Raw genomic sequence first — 19,194 nt, 5'->3', positions numbered from 1 at the left:
TCTTCAGGGAGGCGTGCGGAAAGTGAGGTGAGCTCAGCCACGACTATCCTCCAGAGCATCGAGCATGCCTGCTGCTCCCGCAATAGCCAGGGCGTGCTGCATGGCCTGGCCAAACTGCGCCACGCTCAGATTGGGCAGCAGGGCCAGCAGGCCATCGCGGATCTGCTCCAGATCCTGTGCGCCATCCACCAGCTCGCGAATCGCGCCCACCCACTCGGCCACCACAGGGTCGAGCTCGGTGGCCACCAGCTGTGCCAACTGGTCCTCGCGGTCGCGCGACGACACCGAGACGGGCTGGGCGGTCGCCGCCGTAGCCCGCACACTGCTCAACGCCACCTGATCCGTTACTGATGGAGCCTGCCGCAGCATCGGCTCATCTTCTCCGGCTTCGGGGATGCCCAGCTCGGTATGCGCCCAGGCACATGGGATCTTCATACCCATGGCGACCAGTGGGGGCAGTGCCGTGGCGTAAGTGCCGATGTCCTTGATCTCGGCCAGGTCGAACACCAGGCGTGGGCACCGGCGGTAGTCGCCCGGTCGCACCAGCCCGTTGAGCACTGCCAGTGGGTAGATCAGGTCACGCGACAGCGTGCTGGCCAGCTGGCCAGCATCGGCATCCTTGATTTCCTTGCGCACTTCGTTGTGCACCGTCCCCAGCGCATTGGTGCTGGTCTTGCCATCGGCCTGGCTGGTCAGCGTGCCGCCCAGGATGGCCTTGCTCTGGCTGCGCTCGCACCAGTTCATCATCAGCTCAAAGGCCTGGGGATCACCCTCAGCAACGGCGGGGAACTCCATGATCATCCCCTCGGGGATGATGCCGGCCGCGTTGTGGCCAATCTCCATCAACGCGCGCAGCAGTGACATTTTCTCGCGGTCGGATGCGCCTGGCGGGTACTTGCCGATTCGCATTGGGATGCCGTAGACCTCCAGGAACTCGGCCAGGTCGCCGACGCTGTAGTTCTTGAACAGGTACGGCCACACCAGCACGCGGAACAGCGCAGCGCGCTCCAGATAGCCGCTCTTGGCCTTGTGGGTGTGGGTGATCCAACCAAACGGGCGCAGGGCTTCGCCTTCGCCAGTGCCGTTGCGCAGACGGATCTCCTGACGATAGCCACGGTGCAACTGGAACCAGGACTGCGGCCGATGGGTAATGGACTTTGGCAGCCACTCCTGGGCACTGCGATCCCATTCGATTTCCTGATTGACGAAACCCTTGCCAATGGCGTCGGTGGTATCGAACACGATGCCATCGAACTCATCGATAGCCAGCACCATCGCCTGCAACTGCTCGGCCGCCTTCTTCTCGGCTGCACTGGCACTGGGCGGTGGACTGATCTTGAACGGCAGCCCCGATACGGCGCGGCGGCGCTTGGACATCTCCGAGAAAACGTGAGCGTCGCGCTCCTCGATGTCTTCAAACAGCTCGTACTGGCGGATCAAATCGCCCTGTTCGGCCGCCAGGAGGATCGAGGCCAGCCGGCTGGGCGTGAGGCCGCGCGAGGGGTGTCCCTGGAACTCACGCTGCAGTGAGGTGGCGTGCGCAGTCTGAGGCTGTGCCAGGTCGGACACGGCGAAGGGCTGGCCATCGGGGCCAAGAATGCGGGTTTGGTTCACCATGCTTGCGGTTCCGGCAGATTGAAATCGTCGTCCTCGGGACGCTCGTGCCCGTGGCTGGCCACGGAATCAAAGCCGCGCACTGAGCGCGGCACAGGGGTCCAGTCCATCTCGGCACCTGGATGGCGACTGGCGTAGTACATGAGGGCAACCGCGATAGCCGAGTCGCCATGGCGCTGGCCACCATCTCGCCCAGTGGTTCGCTCGGGCACCCTGGCCACACCCTTGATGACTCGCACCACGCGAAGGTCTGCCATCGTGTCCTTGTCGCGCGGCAGCGAAATGGTGTTGTCCTCAAATGCCTTCTTGACTGGCGGCATGTGCTCGCGATACCAGCCCTCGGTGGCCATCACCAGCGCCACCCGGCTATAGCCGAATTCCTGGGCGAGGAACTCAGAGACGGCGCTACCATTGCCGCGAGCATCCACTGCAGCTTTGACGAACCTGGGCAAGCGGTGGATAACGAACTTGGCTACCTGTTCCTGCTGCCGGTGCGGCATGTTGCGCAGTTCCAGAATGAACGGCACTTTGCGCACCAGCGTCTGCGTGATCTGCGCGGGCATCATCACAGTGAGATCGCCTGTCCGGCCGAAATCCTGCCCGTAGACGCTCTGTAGCTCAGGGTCCAGCTTGTCCAGATGTGGTCCAACTTCGTCATCCAGCCAGGTCTGCACCGCGTCCCATCGGAAGTGGTCGCTTTCCTGCTCAAAGCCGATTGGGCAGGTGTAGCGCAGCACCGGGGCATCGGTCATGCGCGCCTCAATCAGCGCTGCACTGAGCCATGCGCCACTGCCCTGCGACGGAATGCAGTCCAGCTCCTCGGCGGCGGCATCGCCATAGGTGCCGTACACCTCGGCGATAAACTCCCCCTCGGCTTCCTGTGACCAGGTTTTGCCCAGGCGCATGCAGACACGGCGGTAAAGGCCTTCTTCGACGGCCTCACGGAAAGGCACGCGGTGGATCGATCCGCGACGACCACCTGCGCGGATCTCCTCGATCAGCTCATTGAATGCGTTGTCATGGCCGTCATGGGTGGAGATGAGGCGAACCTTTCCGCCCCACACCAGGAACGCAACAGCTGCCTTGAGCAGCTCCTGCAGATCATCGACGAATGCGGCTTCGTCGCCCACCAGCACGCCCTGGCGACCACGCAACTTGCGCGGCCGACTGGCCAGTGCCGTGATCTTGAATCCACTCTCCGGAAAGCGAATGGTGAAGGTCTTGATGTGCTTGTCATCTTCCTCCTCATCCCAAAAGCCTTCCTCCACCAGTCCGGCCGCATAGTTGAACGCCTTGGCCCACATGGCGCAGGCCTGAATGTATTCCTCGGTCATTTCCTTGTCGGTGCCGAGGTAGTACACGTTCTGACCGCCCGCACTCTTTGCACTGGCAGCAATCAGCACGTTGTCGGAAGCCTCTGCCCAGGTGATGCCGGTACGGCGTCCCTTCTCCATGAGTTTGAGGTTGGCGGGATCGGCGATCCAGCGCTGCTGATACGGCATCAGTGCCGCAGGCACTTCGGCGGCGGCAGTGTTCGGAACAAGCTGGCGGGCGCGATCATTCATTCGGTGCGGATTCCCAGGATCTGAGAGCGAATGTCGGCGGCGGCAGCGGCGGACAGCCCGCCGCTCTTGACGACCTTCTCCAGCTTGGCGGCCTGCTCGCGCACCATGGCATCGCGCGCTTCCTGCATGATGGCGCGCCGCACATTGACGCTCACGCGCTGGGTGTCCATCGCGTCCTTGGCAGCGCGGGCCAGCTTACGGATCTCATCAATGCTCACGTCCTCCTTTTCGTGAGCCCGCAGCGCCGCATTGGTGGCCAGGGTGGTGATGGCTTGGCCGAGGAGCGCGCCGGCCTTCTCGCCCACACCTTCGCCCAGCTCGCCCACCACAGCCTGGGACACTGCCTCGATCTCCCGCATGCGAGCCGTCAGCTCAGCAAACCCCGCACCATAGCGATGCAGGGCGGAGCGCGAGATGTCGGCCGCCGGCTTTCCTGGGAACTGCTGTTGCAGTGCCTCGATCATCTCGGCCAGCGTGAGCCGATCTTCGCGCAACAGCTTCTCGATGAACGTGCGTTGTTCTGCAGGCAGGCGCTGAATGCTGGACTTGCCGCGACGGCGTGGTGTGGTGCTCATCGTCGTTACCGGGGGCTGGGGCGGCTGACACCGGGCACACTGGCCATGCCACGCGAAACGTCGTGACCGCGAGCGCTCAGCTCAGCAACCATCACGCCCGGCACGGGCTCATCAACGCGCACCAGCGATTGCTCGCTCAGCCAGGTCAGGTCGGTCAGCACGTCGTCGCGGCTGGCGGCCACGGCCAGGACGTTGAGGCCGGCATGCAGTACCGAACTGTTGGCGCGGTAGCCGTTCTGTTCCGAGAGCAGCCGCAGCAACACCAGGCGGCGGTCCTCGCGGTGGCGCTCCGCAAAGGTCTTGTGGGACATCAGTCTTTCTCCATGAGGTGTTCTTGGACGGTTTCGAGCATGCGATTGGTGGCGGCTGCCATGCCCTCCAATCGGGCAATTCGGTCAAACAGTTCGCCGGTTTCCTTGTGGGTCAGGTGGTGTGCGTGCTGAACCTCCAGTTTCGTGACTCGATCAGCCAGGCCGGAGTGGCGCCACCACAGCACCACACCGACCAGGAGGTTGAGCGCGACCAGTCCAGCAACCAGGACCAACAGCCCAATCACGATGGACGCGTCCCATGCGGCGGCGGCGATCATGGGCGGAATCCCGCGCCTGCGCAGGCGGTGCAATGGCGGGTGCCTGGCACTGCCTGCAGGCGACCAACTGGGACGATGGCGCCGCACTCCTGGCATTCGGTATCGCGCATCGGCTTGGGCGTTGGTTGAGGGTTGAACTGCGGGCGGCTGTGCCTGAAACGATCCCAGGCGCGTTCGGTTACTACGTCGGCCTGGTCAGCGTCGTCTGCCACTCGGGTGCCTCTTGCCTTGGATGATTTCATTCAGGTCCACCGCCACGGCACGAAGCGTGGCCACGCGCCCTCGGTTGATGAGCCCTGCGTTGCCTGGCTGCCTGCTGCCGCTTTCGGCATCGCGAGCCATCTGCTCGTACTCGTTCCGCAAGCGGGTCAGGTCAGCGACCTTGATCGTGGGTTCCGCCTTCACGGGCACAGGCCTCCACGGGCAGCTGCAGCTGGGTGACCGCTGTGCAGTACCAGCCCCAGGCGGTCGCCTCCCAGTCCGACACTGCCTGCGTCAGCCTTCGCTGCTGGTTGCGGCAGTCGTGGTACAGCGCCGCGACCTGGTCGTGATTCCCCAGCAGGGTTTCCCAGAGATCGTCCTTGGCTGCTGGCAGCTCCGGGCACTCGGTCTTGAGCGCTGCCGGCATCGGCGGGGCGGGCGGCTGGGGGAGCGGCGCCTGCGTTACTGCGGTTCCAGTGCTGCAGGACATCAGCCCCGGCGCGACCAGTGCGCAGATCAGGGCGATTACGCAGGAGCGAAGCGAGCGCCTCTTGCTGCTGCAGGTTGAATTGACGTTGGTTCTCACGGTCCAGCTCCTGGAGCTCGGCAATGTGGTTGAGGCGCTGGGTTGCGCGGTAGTAATTTGCGGTTGCCTGGGCCGATTGGGTCTGCAGCGTCTTGGCCGACTGCTGCAGTTGGCGCAGCTGCAGCTCCAGGCCCTCGCGCTGCTCGATGGCCGCCGATCCGGCTGCCCAGCGATGCCCCGTCGCAAACCCGATGCCGAGCAACGCGGCAACGGTCAGGCACAGCACCAACAGCAACGAGAGGAAGCGATACGGGCGGATCGGGTCTGCGATCAGGGGCATGTGGCCACCCCCGTCCAACCGGCTGCGAGATACGCCGGCTCCAGTGTCAGTAGGATGCGTTTCGGATAGCCGGTGTTCTCTCTGTGCGCCCACTCCGCTCGGGCGCGGTACGGCTCGACAGCCCGCCAGTCGTTTGCATCCGCTCCCTTGGTGTACGCCAGCGCTCGCTCGCGATTGAGCGCCTTTTCACCGCCGTTGTACGCGCGGAAGGTAAAGGCCCACCGGCTGCAGCTGCTCATACGCCCCTGGCTGTACTCGGCGACGCGGTCGAACAGCCAGCGGTCATACAGCGCGGCAGCCAGGATGGCCTGCTGCGGGTTCCATGGATCGAATCCCGCCAGGTCGGTCGGATAGATCGTGGCGATCCAGCGGGCCGTGGACGGCATGAACTGGGCGATCCCCTGGGCACCCACAGGGGAGCGCGCATCTGCCCGGAATGCGGACTCCTGGTGCAGCTGTGCGGCCAGGCGCGCCGAGCTCGCGTTGACGCCCCATGCGCGGGACGCTGCCTGTTCCACGCGATGTCGATACAAGGCGGATGCCGGGGCAACCTTGACGGTGGCGCGGGCGGTTGCAGCTTCTGCCTTGCCGCAGATGGCCCAAGTTACGATGGCCACAAGCACCAGGCAGACCGCGATGGCCAAGCGCAGGCTGGGATCGGGGCGGCCGTGCCGGGTCATCCGATCAGTCCTGCCGCAATCATGGCCGCAGCGATCAGCGTCACGCGGCGGGTTTGCGCCATCGACTTCTCGATGCCATCGAGATACCTGGGATCAGCGCCACGGAACAGGGTCAGGTCAACGCCGTGGCCGATTACGGCCGCCATCGTCAGCTTGGCGGCCGCCCAGGCGTAGGACGCCACCAGGATGGGATTGAGGATGGCCACGCTGGCCAGCAGGAACAGGCTCAGCGCCAGCCACAGCCAGATGTAGCCGATGCGGTCGAACAGCGAGCCGAGGTAGGCGATGGCTCGGGTACGGCGATTGTTGGGTTCCATGTGCACTCCGCTGTTTGGGTAAGCGGGGTGCGTCCGTGCTGCGCACGTTGACCGTCCCCCGGTGCACACAGCTTCCGCGCGCGCGAAAGTGGACGGGGACTAAAGTGCTTCAATGAAAAAGCCCCGCATATGCGGGGCCTTTGTAGGGATACTGGCAGGTCTAATCGTGTCGCGCACACGCCCGTGGGTAGTCGCGCCAGAGTATGGCATCCACACTCCCATCGTCCTGACCCGGATCAATGACCGCAGCGACCGGATCGACCATGAAACGGCGATAGCCTTCTGGCCCGAACGACACCCGTCCGCAGACAGTGCGCTTGTCCATTCCTATGCGGACATCCGTGAATGCCGCGACGGTAACGCCGGCCTTCTCCATGATCGCGCTCTTGGCAGAGGCGATCTTCCAACTTGAGTAACCCCATACGGACCAACCGAGGCACCCCAGCACCACCGCCGCAATCACTGCAACCACGGTCCACTCAACTTTGCCCAGCACCGGCCGACTCATCATCTCTCCTTAGAAATCAAAATTCCGCTGCACCCTGGCAAGGTGCAGCTGGCGTTGCTGACGAATGATCTCGTAGACCCGAACCTCAGTAAGGCCATACTCGGTCACCAGCTGCGCAATGTTACCGCGCTTGGCCCGACGGTAGATTTCCGCGTCCCGCAGGGCGTTGCGCAGGCGCATCCCCTGCGGGATGTAGATCTGACGGCCGCCGGCATACTCGGCTTGCGCCAGCATGCCGGCGAGGGCCAGCCTGGTGGCCTGTTCTTCGTCCAGCCCGGCGCGACGGAACGCAGCCTCCATGACCGCAACCAACGCGACCAGGGTGCCCTCCCATTGCTTTTCGGTCAGATCCAGCGGTGCGGCCGCGATCAGCTCGGCGGCTGCATCGGCGTCCGGTGTTCCGACCCAATCGCGTTGCTCGATCATCAATGCTCTCCGTACTTCTCGCGCGCCTCTGCGCGCTCGCGCTCGGCATCGTCGTCGGACATCTGGCCCAGCGACACCATCTGGCTGATCCAGGCCAAGCGCTGATCCAGCTTGGATTCGCCAGCACCTGGATTGACGCGTGCCGTGGTGCCCAGGTGCCGGCCTGCGCGGGCGTGTTCCTCTCGTTCGCGCTCAGCGGCCGCATCGGCCTGGTCGGCCAGGCCGAACACAACCGCGCGCAGGTAGCCGTGCGACTCCAGCGGGAGGGTCAGGTTCGGCCGAGCCACCAGCATCTGATCGATGCCTGCCACCCAGTGACGAACCTGCGCCGGGCGGCGGATGCCGCCGCGTTCGTCCTTGCAGACCGTGCCAGAGGCGACCAGGTCGGCGACTTCCTGGGCGAGCTTCACCGCGCGCCCCATTCGCAGGCCCTGTTTGGCCGGTTTAAACAGGCCCAGGTAGGCCAGCACCGCTCGGCCAAGCTCGGGCGGCATTGCCGCCACGGTTACTGCCAGGCGCTTGCCTTCCTCCTCCAGGAGAAACGCATTGATGTGGCCCTGGCAGCCACAATCGGGACAGGTGGCTCTCATCAGTGCGTCCGCAGATCCTTCAACGTGAAGATGGGCGGGGCATCCAGGCTACCCAGGGCTCCCTCCAGAAATTCCCTTACATACGCATCCTCTCGTCCATTGGCGCGCAGCAGCTCGATTCCGACCAGCACAACGCTGGTCAGATACTGAATCACCTGCGGCGGTGGGAGCGTCTTGATGCGCTCGAAGGTTACGCGCAGGGCTTCGCCGGTTGCCTTCTGTCGCTCTTGTTCCCGCTCGGCGTCGCTTACGGTATTGCTCATCCTTCCCTCCGGTTGCAGTCGATCTGTAGCGCAGCAATCAGGCTGTGCAGCTGGTCATGCTTGAGAAACTCCAGGCGGTCCACCTGAAACATGCGCACTGACATTGCATGCGCGTAGCTCCAGGGACGTTTGGCGCTGGCCAGCAGCGCCTCCACCTTTCGCAGCATCGGAACCTGGTCGGTGTTCTTCGGGCGGTCAGGGTGCGGCTTGCCCGGCTTTGCCTTCCAGCCAAGCCTGGTCAGCTCAGCCAGCACCGCATCGCGCTCGCTCGGCGACATTTGCGTGGATGACTGCTTGCCTGTCACGCGCTGCAAGAGCGCGCGATAGCTCGCCTCATCCATGCCGAGCTCCTTCTGCGCAACCTTGATCTTGGCGATCTGTGCGCGGCGCAGGGGGTCGGTTGCCGACTTCATAGGTGACCCTCCGGCACCCGTGCTGACCATCCAGCGCGGATCAGCTCGATGCTTGTGCAGGTGCGGCTGAGGTGACGACGCAGAGCTGCTGCCGAAGGCCAGCCCGGATCGTAGATCGTTCCGGTTCCCTGCTTGACCATAGTGGCAGTGCGACGCTTGCCCAGGCTCTTGACCATCCGCGCTTGCTGAGCCCTGCTGTAGAGGCAGAATTTACGGGGGCGGTAGAACTTGGCGCCGATGGGGCTGCTTTCCTGCATGTACCCCTGCTTTATCTCCCCATCAACGAACACGATAACTGCGTATCGCAGCGTCTTGATCTGCCTTACCTGGATCACCAGCCGATGTTCATCGGCGATCAACTCCACGTCACCGCCGTAGGGCGTCGCAAGTGCCTTCTCGACTTCCGCCCATTGTTCTTTGCTCAGCGGTGACTTCTTATGCGCCGACATCGCGAGGCTCCTTATCGCGGAAGCAAACGAGGCTCGGGGCGCTGATGTGGCGCACCAGGCGCCAGGGGAACACGTCACCACGGGCCTCGATGTAAGCGGCCGCCCGCTGGATGTACCCCATGGCCTCTGGAGAGCGCGGATCGTCGGCGCAGCTCAGGTCATAGAAAATCAAGCCTTCGATGTCCTGCTGACGGGCAAACATCTCGATGTCAGCGCGCACGGTCGCATCCGCCACAGCCAGTGCCAGCTCGGCGAGCTCGGAAGGAACGCGGGCGGTCACAGTGCCACCGCCGACAGGTCGAGGGTGATGGGCTGATAGGCGCCATCGTTGTCCCGCTGGTACACGCGGACGTAGGACTTGCTCCCCATGACCTGGACAGCTTCGCCAATGGCGCGCATGGCTTCCTGCCAGCGCGGATCGTTAATCTCCAGACGCCGCAGCTGTAGCACCTGCCCGGTGCGGATGTTGCCCTGCTGATCGACACGGAACGCATCGTTGATGATGGTGCGGATCTCGGTGCGTGCGCCTTCGGTCCACTCTGCCAGACACTGGTCGATGAGTGCCTTGGCAGCCAGCAGACGTTCGTCAAACTTGATCGTCTCCTGGAACTGGCGGATCACCTTGTATCGGCCATCGTAGGCCACCAGCGTGACGTTGCCCTTCTTGCCGCCGATGTGGACGCGGTACTGCTCTGCGCTCAGGGACACGAACGCGGCAATGCTGTTGAAGGCATGGCGCTTGAAGTCGGCCATGCGCTTGTGCAGATCCTGGGCGCGCTCAGCGAGCTCCTGCACCAGCTCATCGCGCAGCTTGTCGATTTCCTTGATGTGCTGTTCCGGGACCAGGTGCCCCTTGGCGTCTTGTCGGTAGCCTTCGGGAATCGCGTTCGCTTGCATGGGTGGGGTTTCCTTGTTCATCAGGGGGTGAGGTGGTTACGGGCTTCGCTGAGGGCGCCATCGCACTGCATCAGCAGTCGCAGCAGGGGCGCTGGCAGCCCGGCAGCGCGGGCATCCAGTGCCGTTTCCAGAACGTCCTTGGCAATGGCTTCCAGGCGTCGATCCACGGCGAGCGCTCGGGCGTTGTGCAGTGACCGCTCGCAACCGGCCGGCGCGGGCTCCGGCACGGCAGAAAACTCGGTGCCCGTGGAGCCACGGACCAACCAGAGCATCTGCGGATCATTGCCTTGGCGTTCGACCTGGTTTCGGTCGATCAGCTCCTCCAGGGTGTCGTCGATGTCCAGCGGGCGCGCATCGTGCAGGGTGGTGGCCAGCTGGACGCGCGTCATGCAGCCGCCTGCCTGGTCGATTGCCTCCAGGATTCGCTGCAGCAGCTGCTGCAGCGACTTGGGAAACGGAACATGCTTCGTCATGGTGTCTTGCTCAATGCAGCCCACTGGTGGGGGTGGATTGGCACACGTCCCACTCCACCTGGCAGCCGTGGAATGGGGTCGCCATCTTCGTGCGGGTCACCAGCTGGCCCTTGCGCTCGCGGATGTGCTGGGCGCCCACCAGCGAATCGCCGCGCGGGCGGTCGATCACGATCACGGGCCGAGCGCCAGTGATCGAGACGGAACGAGCCGTGAGGCCCTTGTCGGCCAGGGCATTGATGGCCTCCAGCGCGGCGGTCAGCTGGTGCTGGATGGCGGTGCGGTTCTTGTCGGTGGTGGTCACGGGAGACGCTCCTGGTTGTCGATTGGTGCCGTTTGAGCGGCGCTTGCGATGGCTTCATTGCTCCACTGCAGCAACTGGCCGATGGTCAGCGAATCGAATGGGGTGGCCAGCGCATAGCAGCGCTGGACGATCAGGCAGCGCGCCGGCAGTGCATCCGGTGATGCCAGCCTGGCGATGCCGCCCACAGCCGACACCAGGTCGGCCGTGAGATGGGAAATGGACGTGGTCACACCAGCACGCCCAGTTCTTTGGCCGCGTAGCGGATGGACTCGCAGCAGATCCGCTCGTTCTTGGCCTGCGAGTAGATCGAGGCAAGGCGCAGCACCTTGTTCAGGACGCGGAGTGCGCCCGGAAGGTCGGCAATCTGCCGGATCTGATCGCGGCAACCGGCATCGGCGATGTTCCAGGCGTCAATGATCGCGTCGGCGTCACCCTTGACCACCTTGTGAATGACCAGTCGCTTGCCGACCCGGCTATACAGGCGATCAAGGAACGGAGCGCGATTGCCGCCCGTCATCTGCGTGATGACACGATCATTGCCACACAGCACAAGGCCGATGCTGGTCTGATCGTTGATGGCGCGGACCATGTCCAGCGCCTGCACGGTCAGGTGCTGTGCTTCATCCAGGATCAGCAGGCCGCTGGTGTTGCGCACCTTCTGGAAGATGGCCCGCTGGATGTAGGCGGCGGAGTTAACCAGGTCGCGCAGGCCCATGACTGCGGCAATCTCCTGCAGGCAGGTAAGCACGCCGCCAGTGGCCGGGGTCAATTCGACGTGCCAGACGTTCGGGCTCACGGCTGCATAGCGCTTGTTCGTGACGGTCTTGCCCAGGCCCGCGCCGCCAGCGATCACTGCAATGTCGCCTGCCATGTGGGCGTACTGAAGGACAGCGCGCAGCTTCTCGCTGGTCGGCGTGGTGACGAACTCGGGGCCTTCGGGCAGCTTGCCGTTGCTGATGCGCTCATCGCGGACATTGAGCCAACCGGCCAGCTTGCGAGCCACGTTTTGCTGGTTGCCCGCATAGGTGCCGCCCAAGAACTGCGACAGCGTGGCGCTGCTGATGTCCGATTCCTTTGCCAAGCGGGCCTGGCTCAGGTTCTTGTCCTCTTCCAGGGTGATGCGCAGACGGTCGCGCAGATCGGCGAGCTGCTCCGGTGACAATTCTTCGGGGGTGATCGGGGTGACGGCCAGATTCATCGTGTTGGGTTCCTTGGATTGGTGCGGGTGCAGCGGGGCAACGGGTGGAAGGGGCGGACGTTTGAGGGCGGCGAGCTTCGATCTGCGGCGGGCGATGCCACCGCCTGCTGCTGTCGCTTTCGGGTTGGTCCGGGTGTCTACGCCGGATCTGAAACGGGCTTGTGCCTGGTGGCGAAGTGGGTGCGAACCTTCATTGCGTATGCGCTGGAGGTAGGCCTGCCGACGCTGGTAGCCGGTGGCGGGGTTGCTTTGCATCAGGCTTCCCCGTCAGGCGTGGTCCACAGGCTGTTCCGGCGCTGCTGGGCCTGCATGCGATCCATCAGCGACACGAACGCGCTTTCGTTGTCGTCGGTGCCGGTGCGCAGCCGTTCGGCGGGCTCGGCTTCCTGTACGCGCGGCGGCTGCCGACGACCGAACAGCGGCGCGATCACGCCTGCAGGCGGCAGCGATTCGGGCAGCGGCGACGGCAGCTGGTTGGCCACGCTGGCCGCTTCCATCCGGCGCTCCGCGTCCAGCTGCTTACGTGTTGCCTGGCGGTATTGCTTCTTTGCCCTGGCGTGTTCACGGGCGGCGCCTGTATCGGCGAAGCCAACGGCGGCGATGCAGTCCAGCTGGCCGATGTAGACGTTGGCCAAGGTGTACGCATGCACAGCCTGGTGCAGATGCTCGGGATCAAAGCGAAGCATCACCTTTTGACCTGCAAACGGGGCGATGGCGTCGCTCCAGTACCGATTGCCGGACAGACGAACGCTGCTATCACGGCGGTCACAGGTGACCACGTCCGTGGACAGGAGCATTTCCCGCAGCTGCTCAGGCGATGCCTTGCGGATCGTGGACTGCGCATAGCTGGACTCAAACGCGGAATCAAAGCTCCGGCCTGCAGCAGTGCGAGTGCGCCGGCCCTCGCGAGCGTTGTGGGCCGCGATTTCCTCATTCAGGACACGCACGAACTCATCCAGCGGAATGGCCTTGCTGCCGTAGTTCTCGGGCTTTGCGTCGGGCTTGTTACCCGTGTAGGCGCCAGCGAATGCCGGGTGCTTGGCAACGCGGTCGCACAGGTCACGCCAGGCGCGCTCGATGGGCTTGGCCTGGCCGTGATACGGCGTTGCCCAGTGGATCTCGCAGCCCATTGCCGTCAGGAGGCCGGTCGGATCGTCTTCTTTCACCTTGAATCGGAAGCGATTTGCGGTGCCGCCGGTCAGCATCTTGGATGCGAAGCCGCGACCGTTATCCAGCCAGACCTTGCCGGGAATGCCGTAGCGCTCGATCACGTCACGGAACGCGAAGCGCGCAAGGTCCGACGACTCGGTTTCGGCGATGCGGTAGCCCAGCAGTTTGCCGCTGTAGAGATCCTGGACACCCACCATGATGGGGCGCGCAACCGTGCCGTCCGGCCAACGTGCGAACACGTCGAACTTGTGGCCGTCGCTGTTCACTGCCTCCAGCGCGTGGAACACGCTGCGGTCGCGCTCCTGGGCCGGGAACGTCTGATTGAATCGCTCCTGGCCTTCGCGGGCCATCACCAGGACGGCGCGCGGCAGTTCTGCCTCAACACGGCGGATGAAAGTCTTGGCGCACGGAAGTGCGGGCCAATCCTTGGTGGCGGCGATGCGCTGCAGCCGGTCATAGCAGCTTTGCGCACTCGGAGCCTCGACCCGCAGATAGTCGGCCTTGAACAGATCCCAGGCCTCGGCGTGAATCTCGGCCTTGGCCTTGGTCGCGGCGTATGCCGGCACCAACAGCGCCAGGCGGTGCTGCTTCTCTGCTTTGGCCACCAGCGCGGCCCAGCGACCCAGGCTGGCCACGCTCACGCCGCCGACTTGGTCGCGCTGCATCTGGCTGGCGACGATCTGACGCGCTGCCATCAAAGGATGGCCCGCAGCCTGCAGCGCCTCAACGGCCTGCAGGGCGCGCAGGCGGCGTGCGGCTTCGTCCTTCAAATGCTGCGGGACGGCCTCGTAGCGCTTCCATGCGGACGCGATGGAATCGACGTTGGCCTGGCGAACCGCCACGGCCCGCTGCGGCGTCTCGCTGACCTGACCCGCGATGACAGCTGCGGCCTGTACGTCTGGCGGTAGCGCATCAACGGCATACAGTCGGCGACGACCACCGCGAGTGGCCTTTTCCTCAAACGCCCAGCCTTCACGCTTTGCGCGGATCTCGACGGCTCGCTTGGTCTTGCCCAGGCTGCTGGCCAAGGTGGCCAGGTCCAGCATCGAACGGGGGGACATGTTGCCGTCCGCCATTAGGATGCCCTCACGCTCAGGCGGTGCAGCTGGCGCAGGCGCTGGCTTGCGACCACACGCTCACGGTGGGCGCGGCCGATTTCAACGTCCAAGGTTTCGGCGCCCAGCAGCAGCTGGCCACCGATGACCTGGGCCTGCCACTCAGCGAGCAGCGTCCCGCCGCAGATCACTTCCAGCACGGGGGCAACCCACAGCGGAATGTTGAACGTTTCACGGCTGGGCGCGGTGTAGCCGTCGAGCATCGCCTTGGATACGTTCTGGCCAGTCAGGCGACTGGCGCGTGCGGCTACTTCGTGCCGATCCAGACCTGCTGCGTGCGCGGCCTCCAGCATCTGGCCGACCAGCATGCTGACGGACTTGCGGTAATCCATGGTGCCGTTGACCGGCGCCGAGGGGCGTGGGGTCAAGAAGAAGTCATAGGGCTGGCTGGGCTGACGATTCATCCTTGCGTCTCCTGCTCGGTGGGGGCGCCTGTGCGCCGGGGGGAAGCGGTAGATAGAGGCGCTGTTCATTGCGGGGCGCCAATTTGTGGATTGCGGCCTGTCCGCAGGCTGCTAGGCTTTGCATCGGGGGGCAGCAGCGGTTTGCGGCCCCCTGGGCCACGGTTCGGCTTACCGTCGGCGTCGTATCGGGTGGGCCAGATGGCCTGGGGCTTCTTTCCAAGGGCCTCGGCGATCAGCGCCTCCGCCTGCGGGTACGGCCGGCGGAGTGCTGTATTGAGGCTGTTAGCGTTGGTGTAGCCGTTCAGTAGTGCGAGCTGCCGCAGGGAGATTTCCTTGCGATGCAGCGCCGCTACGACATCGGCGGGATGCCAGTCCTTGGCGGGACTGGCTTTTCTCGGGGTAGTCGTTGCTGACACTTCGTATCTGTCCGTTGAGTGATGTCTACGGCGCAGATCATACGTCCAAATGGACGCGTGTCAACGTCCAATCGGACTTCGCACTTCCCTTTTTGCGCCCATACGGAAAACGTAATGATTTTTAGCTTTACAAACAGACACTTACGGGAAGTGCGAAACCATGAATGACACGTCCGCAGCCTTTCGCGCTTCACCCGATGAAAGTGCGAAGTCCGAATGGGCGCAAATTGGCGCGCGACTCGTTTCCGTTCGGGCGCAGATAACCCAGGCGGAAATGGCGCATGCATTGGGGGTGTCAAAGACCACGTACAGCCGCTGGGAGCGGGGCGTCAGAGAGATCGGGTCGGATGGGCTGGGCGCACTTGTCCGGCGCGGCTGGAACGCCAATTGGCTGCTGACGGGCTCAGGCGATGAACGCCTGGATTCCGGCACGATTCCGCGTCAAAACAATGACTTGCGGCAGTCTCAGGTAGTGAGCCAGTCGTCTGTGAAGATCGCCGCGCAACTGCTCCAGGAGGCGCTTGATGACGCGGATGCTGCACTGGCCCCGGCCCAGTATGGCGAGGCGCTTGTTCTGCTGGCTCAGCTGCTGGAAAAGGGACTGCCGGAAGCGGACGTAAGGCCGTTTGCCCGGCAGACAGTCGGGATGATCGTTACAGGGGCAAAGGATGCAGGAACAGCGGCAACTGGTAGGTAGATTGAGGGCGATTCTGCGGGACGCGATCCCTCGGAATCATTGGGAGACAAGGCTTTCGGACCCGGTGCTGGCAATGCCAGTGCATCTGCGTCGCGCTCGCGCGCGCTATGAGATCCAGGATCTCGCCGCCCGCTACGGTTGGCAGCGGGAAGTTGAACGGGATCTGCTCCGCCTCGGCGTTCCTTCCCTCAAATATCTGAGCCAGGAGCAGCTCGACCAGGTGCTGGTCAGGCTCAAGGGCCTGGAGGACTGTCTGCAGAACATCTGCGATCCACCCGATGGACCGCCAGCCCGTTGAAGCCCCTTTAAACACAAGTCAAACGGCCGCCAGTGATGGCGGCCGTTTTGCATTTCTGGTGTCCAATCGGGTCAGATAGGGCTGGTTTCGCAAACCGAGCTCTATCTATCGATAGATGTCACTCGACGGGTGAAACGCTTGCCAGACGGTGCTTTCGTCCCATTTCATCCCGTTTCATCCCGTTTTTTCCCCGTTCTCAATCTCTAAGTCCCCCAACAGGGGTCCGTATATGGGGTGCCCGCCAAGGCCACCAGTACCCCGGTGGCGCCGCGCACGATCAGCTGCAGCATGGCCTCGCGCGGGTCCTTGCCCTGCAGTTGGCTTGCCAATCCTTTCTCATAGGCCGCCACCATTGACGCCAGCAGCATGGCCGCGCCCAATCGCGCTTCGGCATCATGTTCGGGCCGGCCGGCAGCGGCGGCCATCAATCGCGCCAGATCGTCAGTCAACTGCGCCTGCAGGCGCCGGGCATGCGCGGTCAGTACCGGGCTCTCCGCCACGGTGCCCCAGAAGGCGGCAGCGCCGGCATTGATGCGCAGCAGTGGATGGCCAGCCTCCAGCAACTCGCGCACGAGTGACTGGAAGGCCGCCAGCGGGGTCATGCCGGTGCGCGCCGCCATGCCCTCGCGAAGCAGTGCACGTGCTTCCTCGTCGCGGTCGAAGACCAGGTCTTCCTTGCTGGCGAAGTAATTGAAGACCGTCTTGCGTGAAACCCCCGCAGCCTCGGCGATCTCGGACATGGACACGGCCTCGAAGCCGCGCGCGATGATCAGCCCGGTGGCGACGTCGGAAATCGCTTGTCGGGTCTCGGCTTTGCGCTGCTCGCGGCGGCCTGGGAGCGGGGTCATGGGCGGCTAACTTGTGAAAACGTACACCGAGTGTAACATTTGACTTGCCAGAGCGCCGGCCCGGCGCTCACGAGGAATCCCCATGCTGTACGACGTCGTCATTGCCGGTGCTGGCCCGGTTGGCTTGTTCCTGTCCTGCGAACTGTCCCAGGCCGGGTGTTCAGTGCTTGTCCTGGAAAGGGCCGAGTCCGCCGACTCGCCGTTGAAGCGCCTGCCATTCGGGCTGCGCGGCCTGAACGCCCCCACGCTGGAGGCACTGGATCGGCGCGGCCTGTTGGACGCGGTCGCCGCGACACAGGTGCTCAAGCCCGACAAGGGCGCGCCGCCGCCCGGCATCGCCCATTGGCTGGCGCAACCGCGGGCGTTGGGCGGCCACTTCGCCGGCATTCCGTTTGCGTTGGACGACGTCGACCGCACGCGCTGGAGCTGGCGCCTGCCGACGCCAGTGGGCACCCAGATGGCGGTGGAGCTGCAGGCCCTGGAAACAGTATTGGCCGAACGTGCGTTTGCGCTGGGTGTGCGCATCGAACGCGGGCGTGCGGTACAGGCGGTGCGCGCCGGTGCCAGCGAAGTGGAGATCGAGACCGCTGACGGGGCGGTACGTGGTCGCTGGCTGGTAGGTTGTGACGGAGGCCGCAGCACAGTGCGCAAGCAATGCGGTTTCAGTTTCATCGGCACGGATCCCGAATTCACCGGTCATTCGCTGCAGGTCGATCTGGAAGATCCCGGAATGCTGACCCCGGGCCGTCAGTACACCGCGCAGGGAATGTGCAATTTCAATCCACCCGGTGTGCTCGCGCTTGCCGATTTCGATGGCGGTGCCGGGCATCGAAAGCCTCTCGCGCTGGACGACGCGCAGTCGCTGCTGCGGCGTGTGTCTGCCCGCGACGTGACCATCACCGCACTGCATCTGCACAGCACCTGGACCGATGGCGCGCGCCAGGCCAGCGCCTATTGCAACGGCCGCGTGCTGCTGGCCGGCGACGCTGCGCACGTGCATTCCCCGTTGGGAGGGCAGGGCCTGAATCTGGGCATCGGCGATGCGATGAACCTGGGTTGGAAGCTGGCCAGGGTGGTACGCGGTGATGCCGGCGTGGCGCTGCTGGACAGCTATCACGCGGAACGGCATCCGACGGGCGCCAAAGTACTGGACTGGTCGCGCGCGCAGGTTGCATTGATGCGTCCTGGAGCCGGTTCGCGCGCGTTGGCGGCGGTGATGGCCGATCTGGCTGGCACCCGTGATGGCGCCACCTATCTGGCCGAGCGGGTATGGGGCGTGTCGCAGCAGCTCGATCTGGGCGATGGCCATCCACTGGTCGGTCGCAGCGTGCCGGACTTCCTGCTGGCCGATGGTCGCCGCATGGGAGAGGTGCTGAGGACGGGGCAGGGCGTGTTGCTTGTGCTCGATGAGAACGGCGCTTCGTACAACCCCGTCGACCGTTGGCGGCAGCCGTTCATCCGCATTGCCTCGGCGGTGGACGATGCGCTGGGCCTGGGGGCGGTACTGGTGAGGCCCGATGGAATTGTTGCGTGGGCCTGTGATGCGGGAGGCGATGAGGCAGGGTTGCATCAAGCGTTGCAGCGTGGGTTCGGACTGCCGGAGGCTGGCTGACCGCAGCGCGGAGGCGCAGCCGATGTGGGCTGCGCCGGGTGCGGTTACAGATCCTTCTTCTTGCCGCTCAGGTCGATCGGCCTGTCACTGCCCTTGCGCTCGCTCGACCACACTTCCATGCTCTTGTTGCAGCGGCTCTCGCGGGCAGCCACTTCGCGCGGCAGGTCCTTCAGATGCGGCGACTCCTGGCAGGCCTGATGCATGTTGCTGTCGTCATAGGTGGCACAGGCGCTGAGCGAGGCCAGGGCAACGGCGGTAAGGGAGGCGCGAAGCAGGGGCTGCAGGTCCATGGGGAGGTCTCGGGTGGTGCCGGGCTGGCCATGGCATTCAAATCTGTGACCACGGGCGCGCGCAATCCGTCCAATCACACTTGTTATTCTGTAACAGATGCGCGATAGTCCGGCGCCTGCTGCTGTCAGGCGACGCAGATCATCAGCATCATGCTCAGCGCCAGCATCAGCACGAATACGCGCCGGCTCAGCGCAAGGCAGGCCAGGCAGGCGGCCAGTGCCCAGGCAGCCAGCAGCGCGCAGGCCAGCAGCCACAGCCCGATCACCATCAAGGATCCACTGGCCGGTGCGGACAGTGCGATCGCCTTGAACAGCGTCACGCCCAGCACACTGCCGAGTACACCGGCCTGAAGGGCGATGGCATCGTGACGGGCGGGGGCGGGCGGGTGGTGCATGTCGGCGGCGTTCGTTCGCTGCAA

At 64.4% G+C, this 19,194-nt stretch carries 30 protein-coding genes; 3 read left to right on the top strand and 27 right to left on the bottom strand.

Features of this window, described 5'->3' with window-relative positions:
• Positions 1 to 33 precede the first annotated feature (33 nt).
• From ACW5IY_RS13775 to ACW5IY_RS13660, 24 genes are all read right to left on the bottom strand, one after another.
• Positions 34 to 1,617, bottom strand: coding sequence for a DUF935 domain-containing protein (locus ACW5IY_RS13775; protein WP_049436666.1), 1,584 nt, complete (start codon positions 1,615 to 1,617; stop codon positions 34 to 36).
• Positions 1,611 to 3,179: a Mu-like prophage FluMu protein gp28 gene (locus ACW5IY_RS13770; protein ID WP_049436665.1), complete on the bottom strand. Its 1,569-nt coding sequence runs from the start codon at positions 3,177 to 3,179 to the stop codon at positions 1,611 to 1,613. Before ACW5IY_RS13770 ends, ACW5IY_RS13775 begins: the two co-directional genes overlap by 7 nt.
• Positions 3,176 to 3,754 carry a phage protein Gp27 family protein gene (locus ACW5IY_RS13765; RefSeq protein ID WP_049436664.1) on the bottom strand — a complete coding sequence of 193 codons (579 nt, stop codon included), beginning with the start codon at positions 3,752 to 3,754 and terminating at the stop codon, positions 3,176 to 3,178. Before ACW5IY_RS13765 ends, ACW5IY_RS13770 begins: the two co-directional genes overlap by 4 nt.
• Positions 3,755 to 3,759: 5 nt before the next feature.
• Positions 3,760 to 4,065, bottom strand: coding sequence for a VpaChn25_0724 family phage protein (locus ACW5IY_RS13760; RefSeq protein WP_049436663.1), 306 nt, complete (start codon positions 4,063 to 4,065; stop codon positions 3,760 to 3,762).
• Positions 4,065 to 4,343 carry a hypothetical protein gene (locus ACW5IY_RS13755; RefSeq protein ID WP_049436662.1) on the bottom strand — a complete coding sequence of 93 codons (279 nt, stop codon included), beginning with the start codon at positions 4,341 to 4,343 and terminating at the stop codon, positions 4,065 to 4,067. Before ACW5IY_RS13755 ends, ACW5IY_RS13760 begins: the two co-directional genes overlap by 1 nt.
• Entirely contained in the window at positions 4,340 to 4,453 is a 114-nt protein-coding gene (locus ACW5IY_RS13750) for a TraR/DksA C4-type zinc finger protein (protein ID WP_429000435.1), read from the bottom strand. The genes ACW5IY_RS13755 and ACW5IY_RS13750 overlap by 4 nt, the downstream gene beginning before the upstream one ends.
• A gap of 291 nt (positions 4,454 to 4,744) precedes the next feature.
• On the bottom strand, positions 4,745 to 5,410 hold the full coding sequence (locus tag ACW5IY_RS13745) for a hypothetical protein (RefSeq protein WP_152906274.1): 666 nt from the start codon (positions 5,408 to 5,410) through the stop codon (positions 4,745 to 4,747).
• Positions 5,401 to 6,090 (bottom strand): transglycosylase SLT domain-containing protein, encoded by a 690-nt coding sequence (locus ACW5IY_RS13740; RefSeq protein WP_053091872.1) that lies wholly within the window; start codon positions 6,088 to 6,090, stop codon positions 5,401 to 5,403. The genes ACW5IY_RS13745 and ACW5IY_RS13740 overlap by 10 nt, the downstream gene beginning before the upstream one ends.
• Entirely contained in the window at positions 6,087 to 6,407 is a 321-nt protein-coding gene (locus tag ACW5IY_RS13735) for a hypothetical protein (protein WP_049436660.1), read from the bottom strand. The genes ACW5IY_RS13740 and ACW5IY_RS13735 overlap by 4 nt, the downstream gene beginning before the upstream one ends.
• Before the next feature lie 160 nt (positions 6,408 to 6,567).
• Complete coding sequence (locus ACW5IY_RS13730) at positions 6,568 to 6,915, bottom strand: hypothetical protein (RefSeq protein ID WP_049486939.1); 348 nt, start codon at positions 6,913 to 6,915, stop codon at positions 6,568 to 6,570.
• Positions 6,916 to 6,924: 9 nt separating this feature from the next.
• Entirely contained in the window at positions 6,925 to 7,341 is a 417-nt protein-coding gene (locus tag ACW5IY_RS13725) for a Mor transcription activator family protein (RefSeq protein WP_049436658.1), read from the bottom strand.
• Entirely contained in the window at positions 7,341 to 7,931 is a 591-nt protein-coding gene (locus ACW5IY_RS13720; RefSeq protein WP_053091873.1) for a hypothetical protein, read from the bottom strand. Before ACW5IY_RS13720 ends, ACW5IY_RS13725 begins: the two co-directional genes overlap by 1 nt.
• Complete coding sequence (locus ACW5IY_RS13715) at positions 7,931 to 8,194, bottom strand: hypothetical protein (protein WP_049436657.1); 264 nt, start codon at positions 8,192 to 8,194, stop codon at positions 7,931 to 7,933. Before ACW5IY_RS13715 ends, ACW5IY_RS13720 begins: the two co-directional genes overlap by 1 nt.
• Complete coding sequence (locus ACW5IY_RS13710) at positions 8,191 to 8,607, bottom strand: regulatory protein GemA (protein ID WP_204373545.1); 417 nt, start codon at positions 8,605 to 8,607, stop codon at positions 8,191 to 8,193. Before ACW5IY_RS13710 ends, ACW5IY_RS13715 begins: the two co-directional genes overlap by 4 nt.
• Complete coding sequence (locus ACW5IY_RS13705) at positions 8,604 to 9,056, bottom strand: hypothetical protein (RefSeq protein WP_049436656.1); 453 nt, start codon at positions 9,054 to 9,056, stop codon at positions 8,604 to 8,606. The genes ACW5IY_RS13710 and ACW5IY_RS13705 overlap by 4 nt, the downstream gene beginning before the upstream one ends.
• Entirely contained in the window at positions 9,043 to 9,336 is a 294-nt protein-coding gene (locus ACW5IY_RS13700; RefSeq protein WP_049436655.1) for a hypothetical protein, read from the bottom strand. Before ACW5IY_RS13700 ends, ACW5IY_RS13705 begins: the two co-directional genes overlap by 14 nt.
• A complete protein-coding gene (locus tag ACW5IY_RS13695) occupies positions 9,333 to 9,974 on the bottom strand; it encodes a DUF3164 family protein (RefSeq protein WP_239682924.1) in 642 nt (213 codons plus the stop codon). Before ACW5IY_RS13695 ends, ACW5IY_RS13700 begins: the two co-directional genes overlap by 4 nt.
• Entirely contained in the window at positions 9,974 to 10,426 is a 453-nt protein-coding gene (locus ACW5IY_RS13690) for a hypothetical protein (protein ID WP_049436653.1), read from the bottom strand. The genes ACW5IY_RS13695 and ACW5IY_RS13690 overlap by 1 nt, the downstream gene beginning before the upstream one ends.
• Positions 10,427 to 10,436: 10 nt before the next feature.
• Complete coding sequence (locus ACW5IY_RS13685; RefSeq protein WP_049436652.1) at positions 10,437 to 10,727, bottom strand: hypothetical protein; 291 nt, start codon at positions 10,725 to 10,727, stop codon at positions 10,437 to 10,439.
• The gene (locus tag ACW5IY_RS13680; RefSeq protein ID WP_049436651.1) at positions 10,724 to 10,957 is read right to left on the bottom strand and encodes a hypothetical protein; all 234 of its coding nucleotides are present in this window, start codon (positions 10,955 to 10,957) and stop codon (positions 10,724 to 10,726) included. Before ACW5IY_RS13680 ends, ACW5IY_RS13685 begins: the two co-directional genes overlap by 4 nt.
• Entirely contained in the window at positions 10,954 to 12,180 is a 1,227-nt protein-coding gene (locus ACW5IY_RS13675) for an AAA family ATPase (RefSeq protein ID WP_100049994.1), read from the bottom strand. Before ACW5IY_RS13675 ends, ACW5IY_RS13680 begins: the two co-directional genes overlap by 4 nt.
• Positions 12,180 to 14,156, bottom strand: coding sequence for a transposase domain-containing protein (locus ACW5IY_RS13670; RefSeq protein WP_457326776.1), 1,977 nt, complete (start codon positions 14,154 to 14,156; stop codon positions 12,180 to 12,182). Before ACW5IY_RS13670 ends, ACW5IY_RS13675 begins: the two co-directional genes overlap by 1 nt.
• Positions 14,157 to 14,170: 14 nt before the next feature.
• Entirely contained in the window at positions 14,171 to 14,614 is a 444-nt protein-coding gene (locus ACW5IY_RS13665) for a hypothetical protein (protein ID WP_049436648.1), read from the bottom strand.
• Positions 14,615 to 14,679: 65 nt separating this feature from the next.
• Positions 14,680 to 15,030 (bottom strand): helix-turn-helix domain-containing protein, encoded by a 351-nt coding sequence (locus ACW5IY_RS13660; RefSeq protein ID WP_100049995.1) that lies wholly within the window; start codon positions 15,028 to 15,030, stop codon positions 14,680 to 14,682.
• 160 nt (positions 15,031 to 15,190) lie between these two features.
• Here ACW5IY_RS13660 and ACW5IY_RS13655 point away from each other — a divergent pair, with 160 nt between their 5' ends.
• Together ACW5IY_RS13655 and ACW5IY_RS13650 are read left to right on the top strand one after the other, a co-directional pair.
• Positions 15,191 to 15,727 (top strand): helix-turn-helix domain-containing protein, encoded by a 537-nt coding sequence (locus ACW5IY_RS13655; protein ID WP_049436647.1) that lies wholly within the window; start codon positions 15,191 to 15,193, stop codon positions 15,725 to 15,727.
• A gap of 73 nt (positions 15,728 to 15,800) precedes the next feature.
• Complete coding sequence (locus ACW5IY_RS13650; RefSeq protein WP_152906275.1) at positions 15,801 to 16,025, top strand: hypothetical protein; 225 nt, start codon at positions 15,801 to 15,803, stop codon at positions 16,023 to 16,025.
• Between the two features lie 203 nt (positions 16,026 to 16,228).
• On the opposite strand, the gene ACW5IY_RS13645 is transcribed toward ACW5IY_RS13650, so the two are convergent.
• Entirely contained in the window at positions 16,229 to 16,873 is a 645-nt protein-coding gene (locus ACW5IY_RS13645) for a TetR/AcrR family transcriptional regulator (RefSeq protein ID WP_049436645.1), read from the bottom strand.
• A gap of 82 nt (positions 16,874 to 16,955) precedes the next feature.
• Between ACW5IY_RS13645 and ACW5IY_RS13640 the strand changes: the two genes are divergently transcribed.
• Complete coding sequence (locus ACW5IY_RS13640) at positions 16,956 to 18,485, top strand: FAD-dependent monooxygenase (RefSeq protein WP_049436644.1); 1,530 nt, start codon at positions 16,956 to 16,958, stop codon at positions 18,483 to 18,485.
• A 44-nt stretch (positions 18,486 to 18,529) separates the two neighbouring features.
• Here the strand turns inward: ACW5IY_RS13640 and ACW5IY_RS13635 are convergent, their stop codons facing one another.
• Together ACW5IY_RS13635 and ACW5IY_RS13630 are read right to left on the bottom strand one after the other, a co-directional pair.
• Positions 18,530 to 18,775 (bottom strand): hypothetical protein, encoded by a 246-nt coding sequence (locus ACW5IY_RS13635; protein WP_049436643.1) that lies wholly within the window; start codon positions 18,773 to 18,775, stop codon positions 18,530 to 18,532.
• Between the two features lie 125 nt (positions 18,776 to 18,900).
• Positions 18,901 to 19,170: a hypothetical protein gene (locus ACW5IY_RS13630; protein WP_049436642.1), complete on the bottom strand. Its 270-nt coding sequence runs from the start codon at positions 19,168 to 19,170 to the stop codon at positions 18,901 to 18,903.
• Positions 19,171 to 19,194: the final 24 nt, after the last annotated feature.

The organism is Stenotrophomonas sp. C-A (assembly GCF_054030835.1).
The sequence above is the reverse complement of the archived record's forward strand: the minus strand, read 5'-3'. Positions and strand labels throughout refer to the sequence as shown.

What these genes read in the sequence shown, in the direction of transcription:
- ACW5IY_RS13775 (WP_049436666.1), bottom strand. Translation starts at nt 1,617, where the DNA reads ATGGTGAACCAAACCCGCATTCTTGGCCCCGATGGCCAGCCCTTCGCC.
- ACW5IY_RS13770 (WP_049436665.1), bottom strand. Translation starts at nt 3,179, where the DNA reads ATGAATGATCGCGCCCGCCAGCTTGTTCCGAACACTGCCGCCGCCGAA.
- ACW5IY_RS13765 (WP_049436664.1), bottom strand. Translation starts at nt 3,754, where the DNA reads ATGAGCACCACACCACGCCGTCGCGGCAAGTCCAGCATTCAGCGCCTG.
- ACW5IY_RS13760 (WP_049436663.1), bottom strand. Translation starts at nt 4,065, where the DNA reads ATGTCCCACAAGACCTTTGCGGAGCGCCACCGCGAGGACCGCCGCCTG.
- ACW5IY_RS13755 (WP_049436662.1), bottom strand. Translation starts at nt 4,343, where the DNA reads ATGATCGCCGCCGCCGCATGGGACGCGTCCATCGTGATTGGGCTGTTG.
- ACW5IY_RS13750 (WP_429000435.1), bottom strand. Translation starts at nt 4,453, where the DNA reads ATGCGCGATACCGAATGCCAGGAGTGCGGCGCCATCGTCCCAGTTGGT.
- ACW5IY_RS13745 (WP_152906274.1), bottom strand. Translation starts at nt 5,410, where the DNA reads ATGCCCCTGATCGCAGACCCGATCCGCCCGTATCGCTTCCTCTCGTTG.
- ACW5IY_RS13740 (WP_053091872.1), bottom strand. Translation starts at nt 6,090, where the DNA reads ATGACCCGGCACGGCCGCCCCGATCCCAGCCTGCGCTTGGCCATCGCG.
- ACW5IY_RS13735 (WP_049436660.1), bottom strand. Translation starts at nt 6,407, where the DNA reads ATGGAACCCAACAATCGCCGTACCCGAGCCATCGCCTACCTCGGCTCG.
- ACW5IY_RS13730 (WP_049486939.1), bottom strand. Translation starts at nt 6,915, where the DNA reads ATGAGTCGGCCGGTGCTGGGCAAAGTTGAGTGGACCGTGGTTGCAGTG.
- ACW5IY_RS13725 (WP_049436658.1), bottom strand. Translation starts at nt 7,341, where the DNA reads ATGATCGAGCAACGCGATTGGGTCGGAACACCGGACGCCGATGCAGCC.
- ACW5IY_RS13720 (WP_053091873.1), bottom strand. Translation starts at nt 7,931, where the DNA reads ATGAGAGCCACCTGTCCCGATTGTGGCTGCCAGGGCCACATCAATGCG.
- ACW5IY_RS13715 (WP_049436657.1), bottom strand. Translation starts at nt 8,194, where the DNA reads ATGAGCAATACCGTAAGCGACGCCGAGCGGGAACAAGAGCGACAGAAG.
- ACW5IY_RS13710 (WP_204373545.1), bottom strand. Translation starts at nt 8,607, where the DNA reads ATGAAGTCGGCAACCGACCCCCTGCGCCGCGCACAGATCGCCAAGATC.
- ACW5IY_RS13705 (WP_049436656.1), bottom strand. Translation starts at nt 9,056, where the DNA reads ATGTCGGCGCATAAGAAGTCACCGCTGAGCAAAGAACAATGGGCGGAA.
- ACW5IY_RS13695 (WP_239682924.1), bottom strand. Translation starts at nt 9,974, where the DNA reads ATGAACAAGGAAACCCCACCCATGCAAGCGAACGCGATTCCCGAAGGC.
- ACW5IY_RS13690 (WP_049436653.1), bottom strand. Translation starts at nt 10,426, where the DNA reads ATGACGAAGCATGTTCCGTTTCCCAAGTCGCTGCAGCAGCTGCTGCAG.
- ACW5IY_RS13675 (WP_100049994.1), bottom strand. Translation starts at nt 12,180, where the DNA reads ATGCAAAGCAACCCCGCCACCGGCTACCAGCGTCGGCAGGCCTACCTC.
- ACW5IY_RS13670 (WP_457326776.1), bottom strand. Translation starts at nt 14,156, where the DNA reads ATGTCCCCCCGTTCGATGCTGGACCTGGCCACCTTGGCCAGCAGCCTG.
- ACW5IY_RS13665 (WP_049436648.1), bottom strand. Translation starts at nt 14,614, where the DNA reads ATGAATCGTCAGCCCAGCCAGCCCTATGACTTCTTCTTGACCCCACGC.
- ACW5IY_RS13655 (WP_049436647.1), top strand. Translation starts at nt 15,191, where the DNA reads ATGAATGACACGTCCGCAGCCTTTCGCGCTTCACCCGATGAAAGTGCG.
- ACW5IY_RS13650 (WP_152906275.1), top strand. Translation starts at nt 15,801, where the DNA reads ATGCCAGTGCATCTGCGTCGCGCTCGCGCGCGCTATGAGATCCAGGAT.
- ACW5IY_RS13645 (WP_049436645.1), bottom strand. Translation starts at nt 16,873, where the DNA reads ATGACCCCGCTCCCAGGCCGCCGCGAGCAGCGCAAAGCCGAGACCCGA.
- ACW5IY_RS13640 (WP_049436644.1), top strand. Translation starts at nt 16,956, where the DNA reads ATGCTGTACGACGTCGTCATTGCCGGTGCTGGCCCGGTTGGCTTGTTC.
- ACW5IY_RS13635 (WP_049436643.1), bottom strand. Translation starts at nt 18,775, where the DNA reads ATGGACCTGCAGCCCCTGCTTCGCGCCTCCCTTACCGCCGTTGCCCTG.
- ACW5IY_RS13630 (WP_049436642.1), bottom strand. Translation starts at nt 19,170, where the DNA reads ATGCACCACCCGCCCGCCCCCGCCCGTCACGATGCCATCGCCCTTCAG.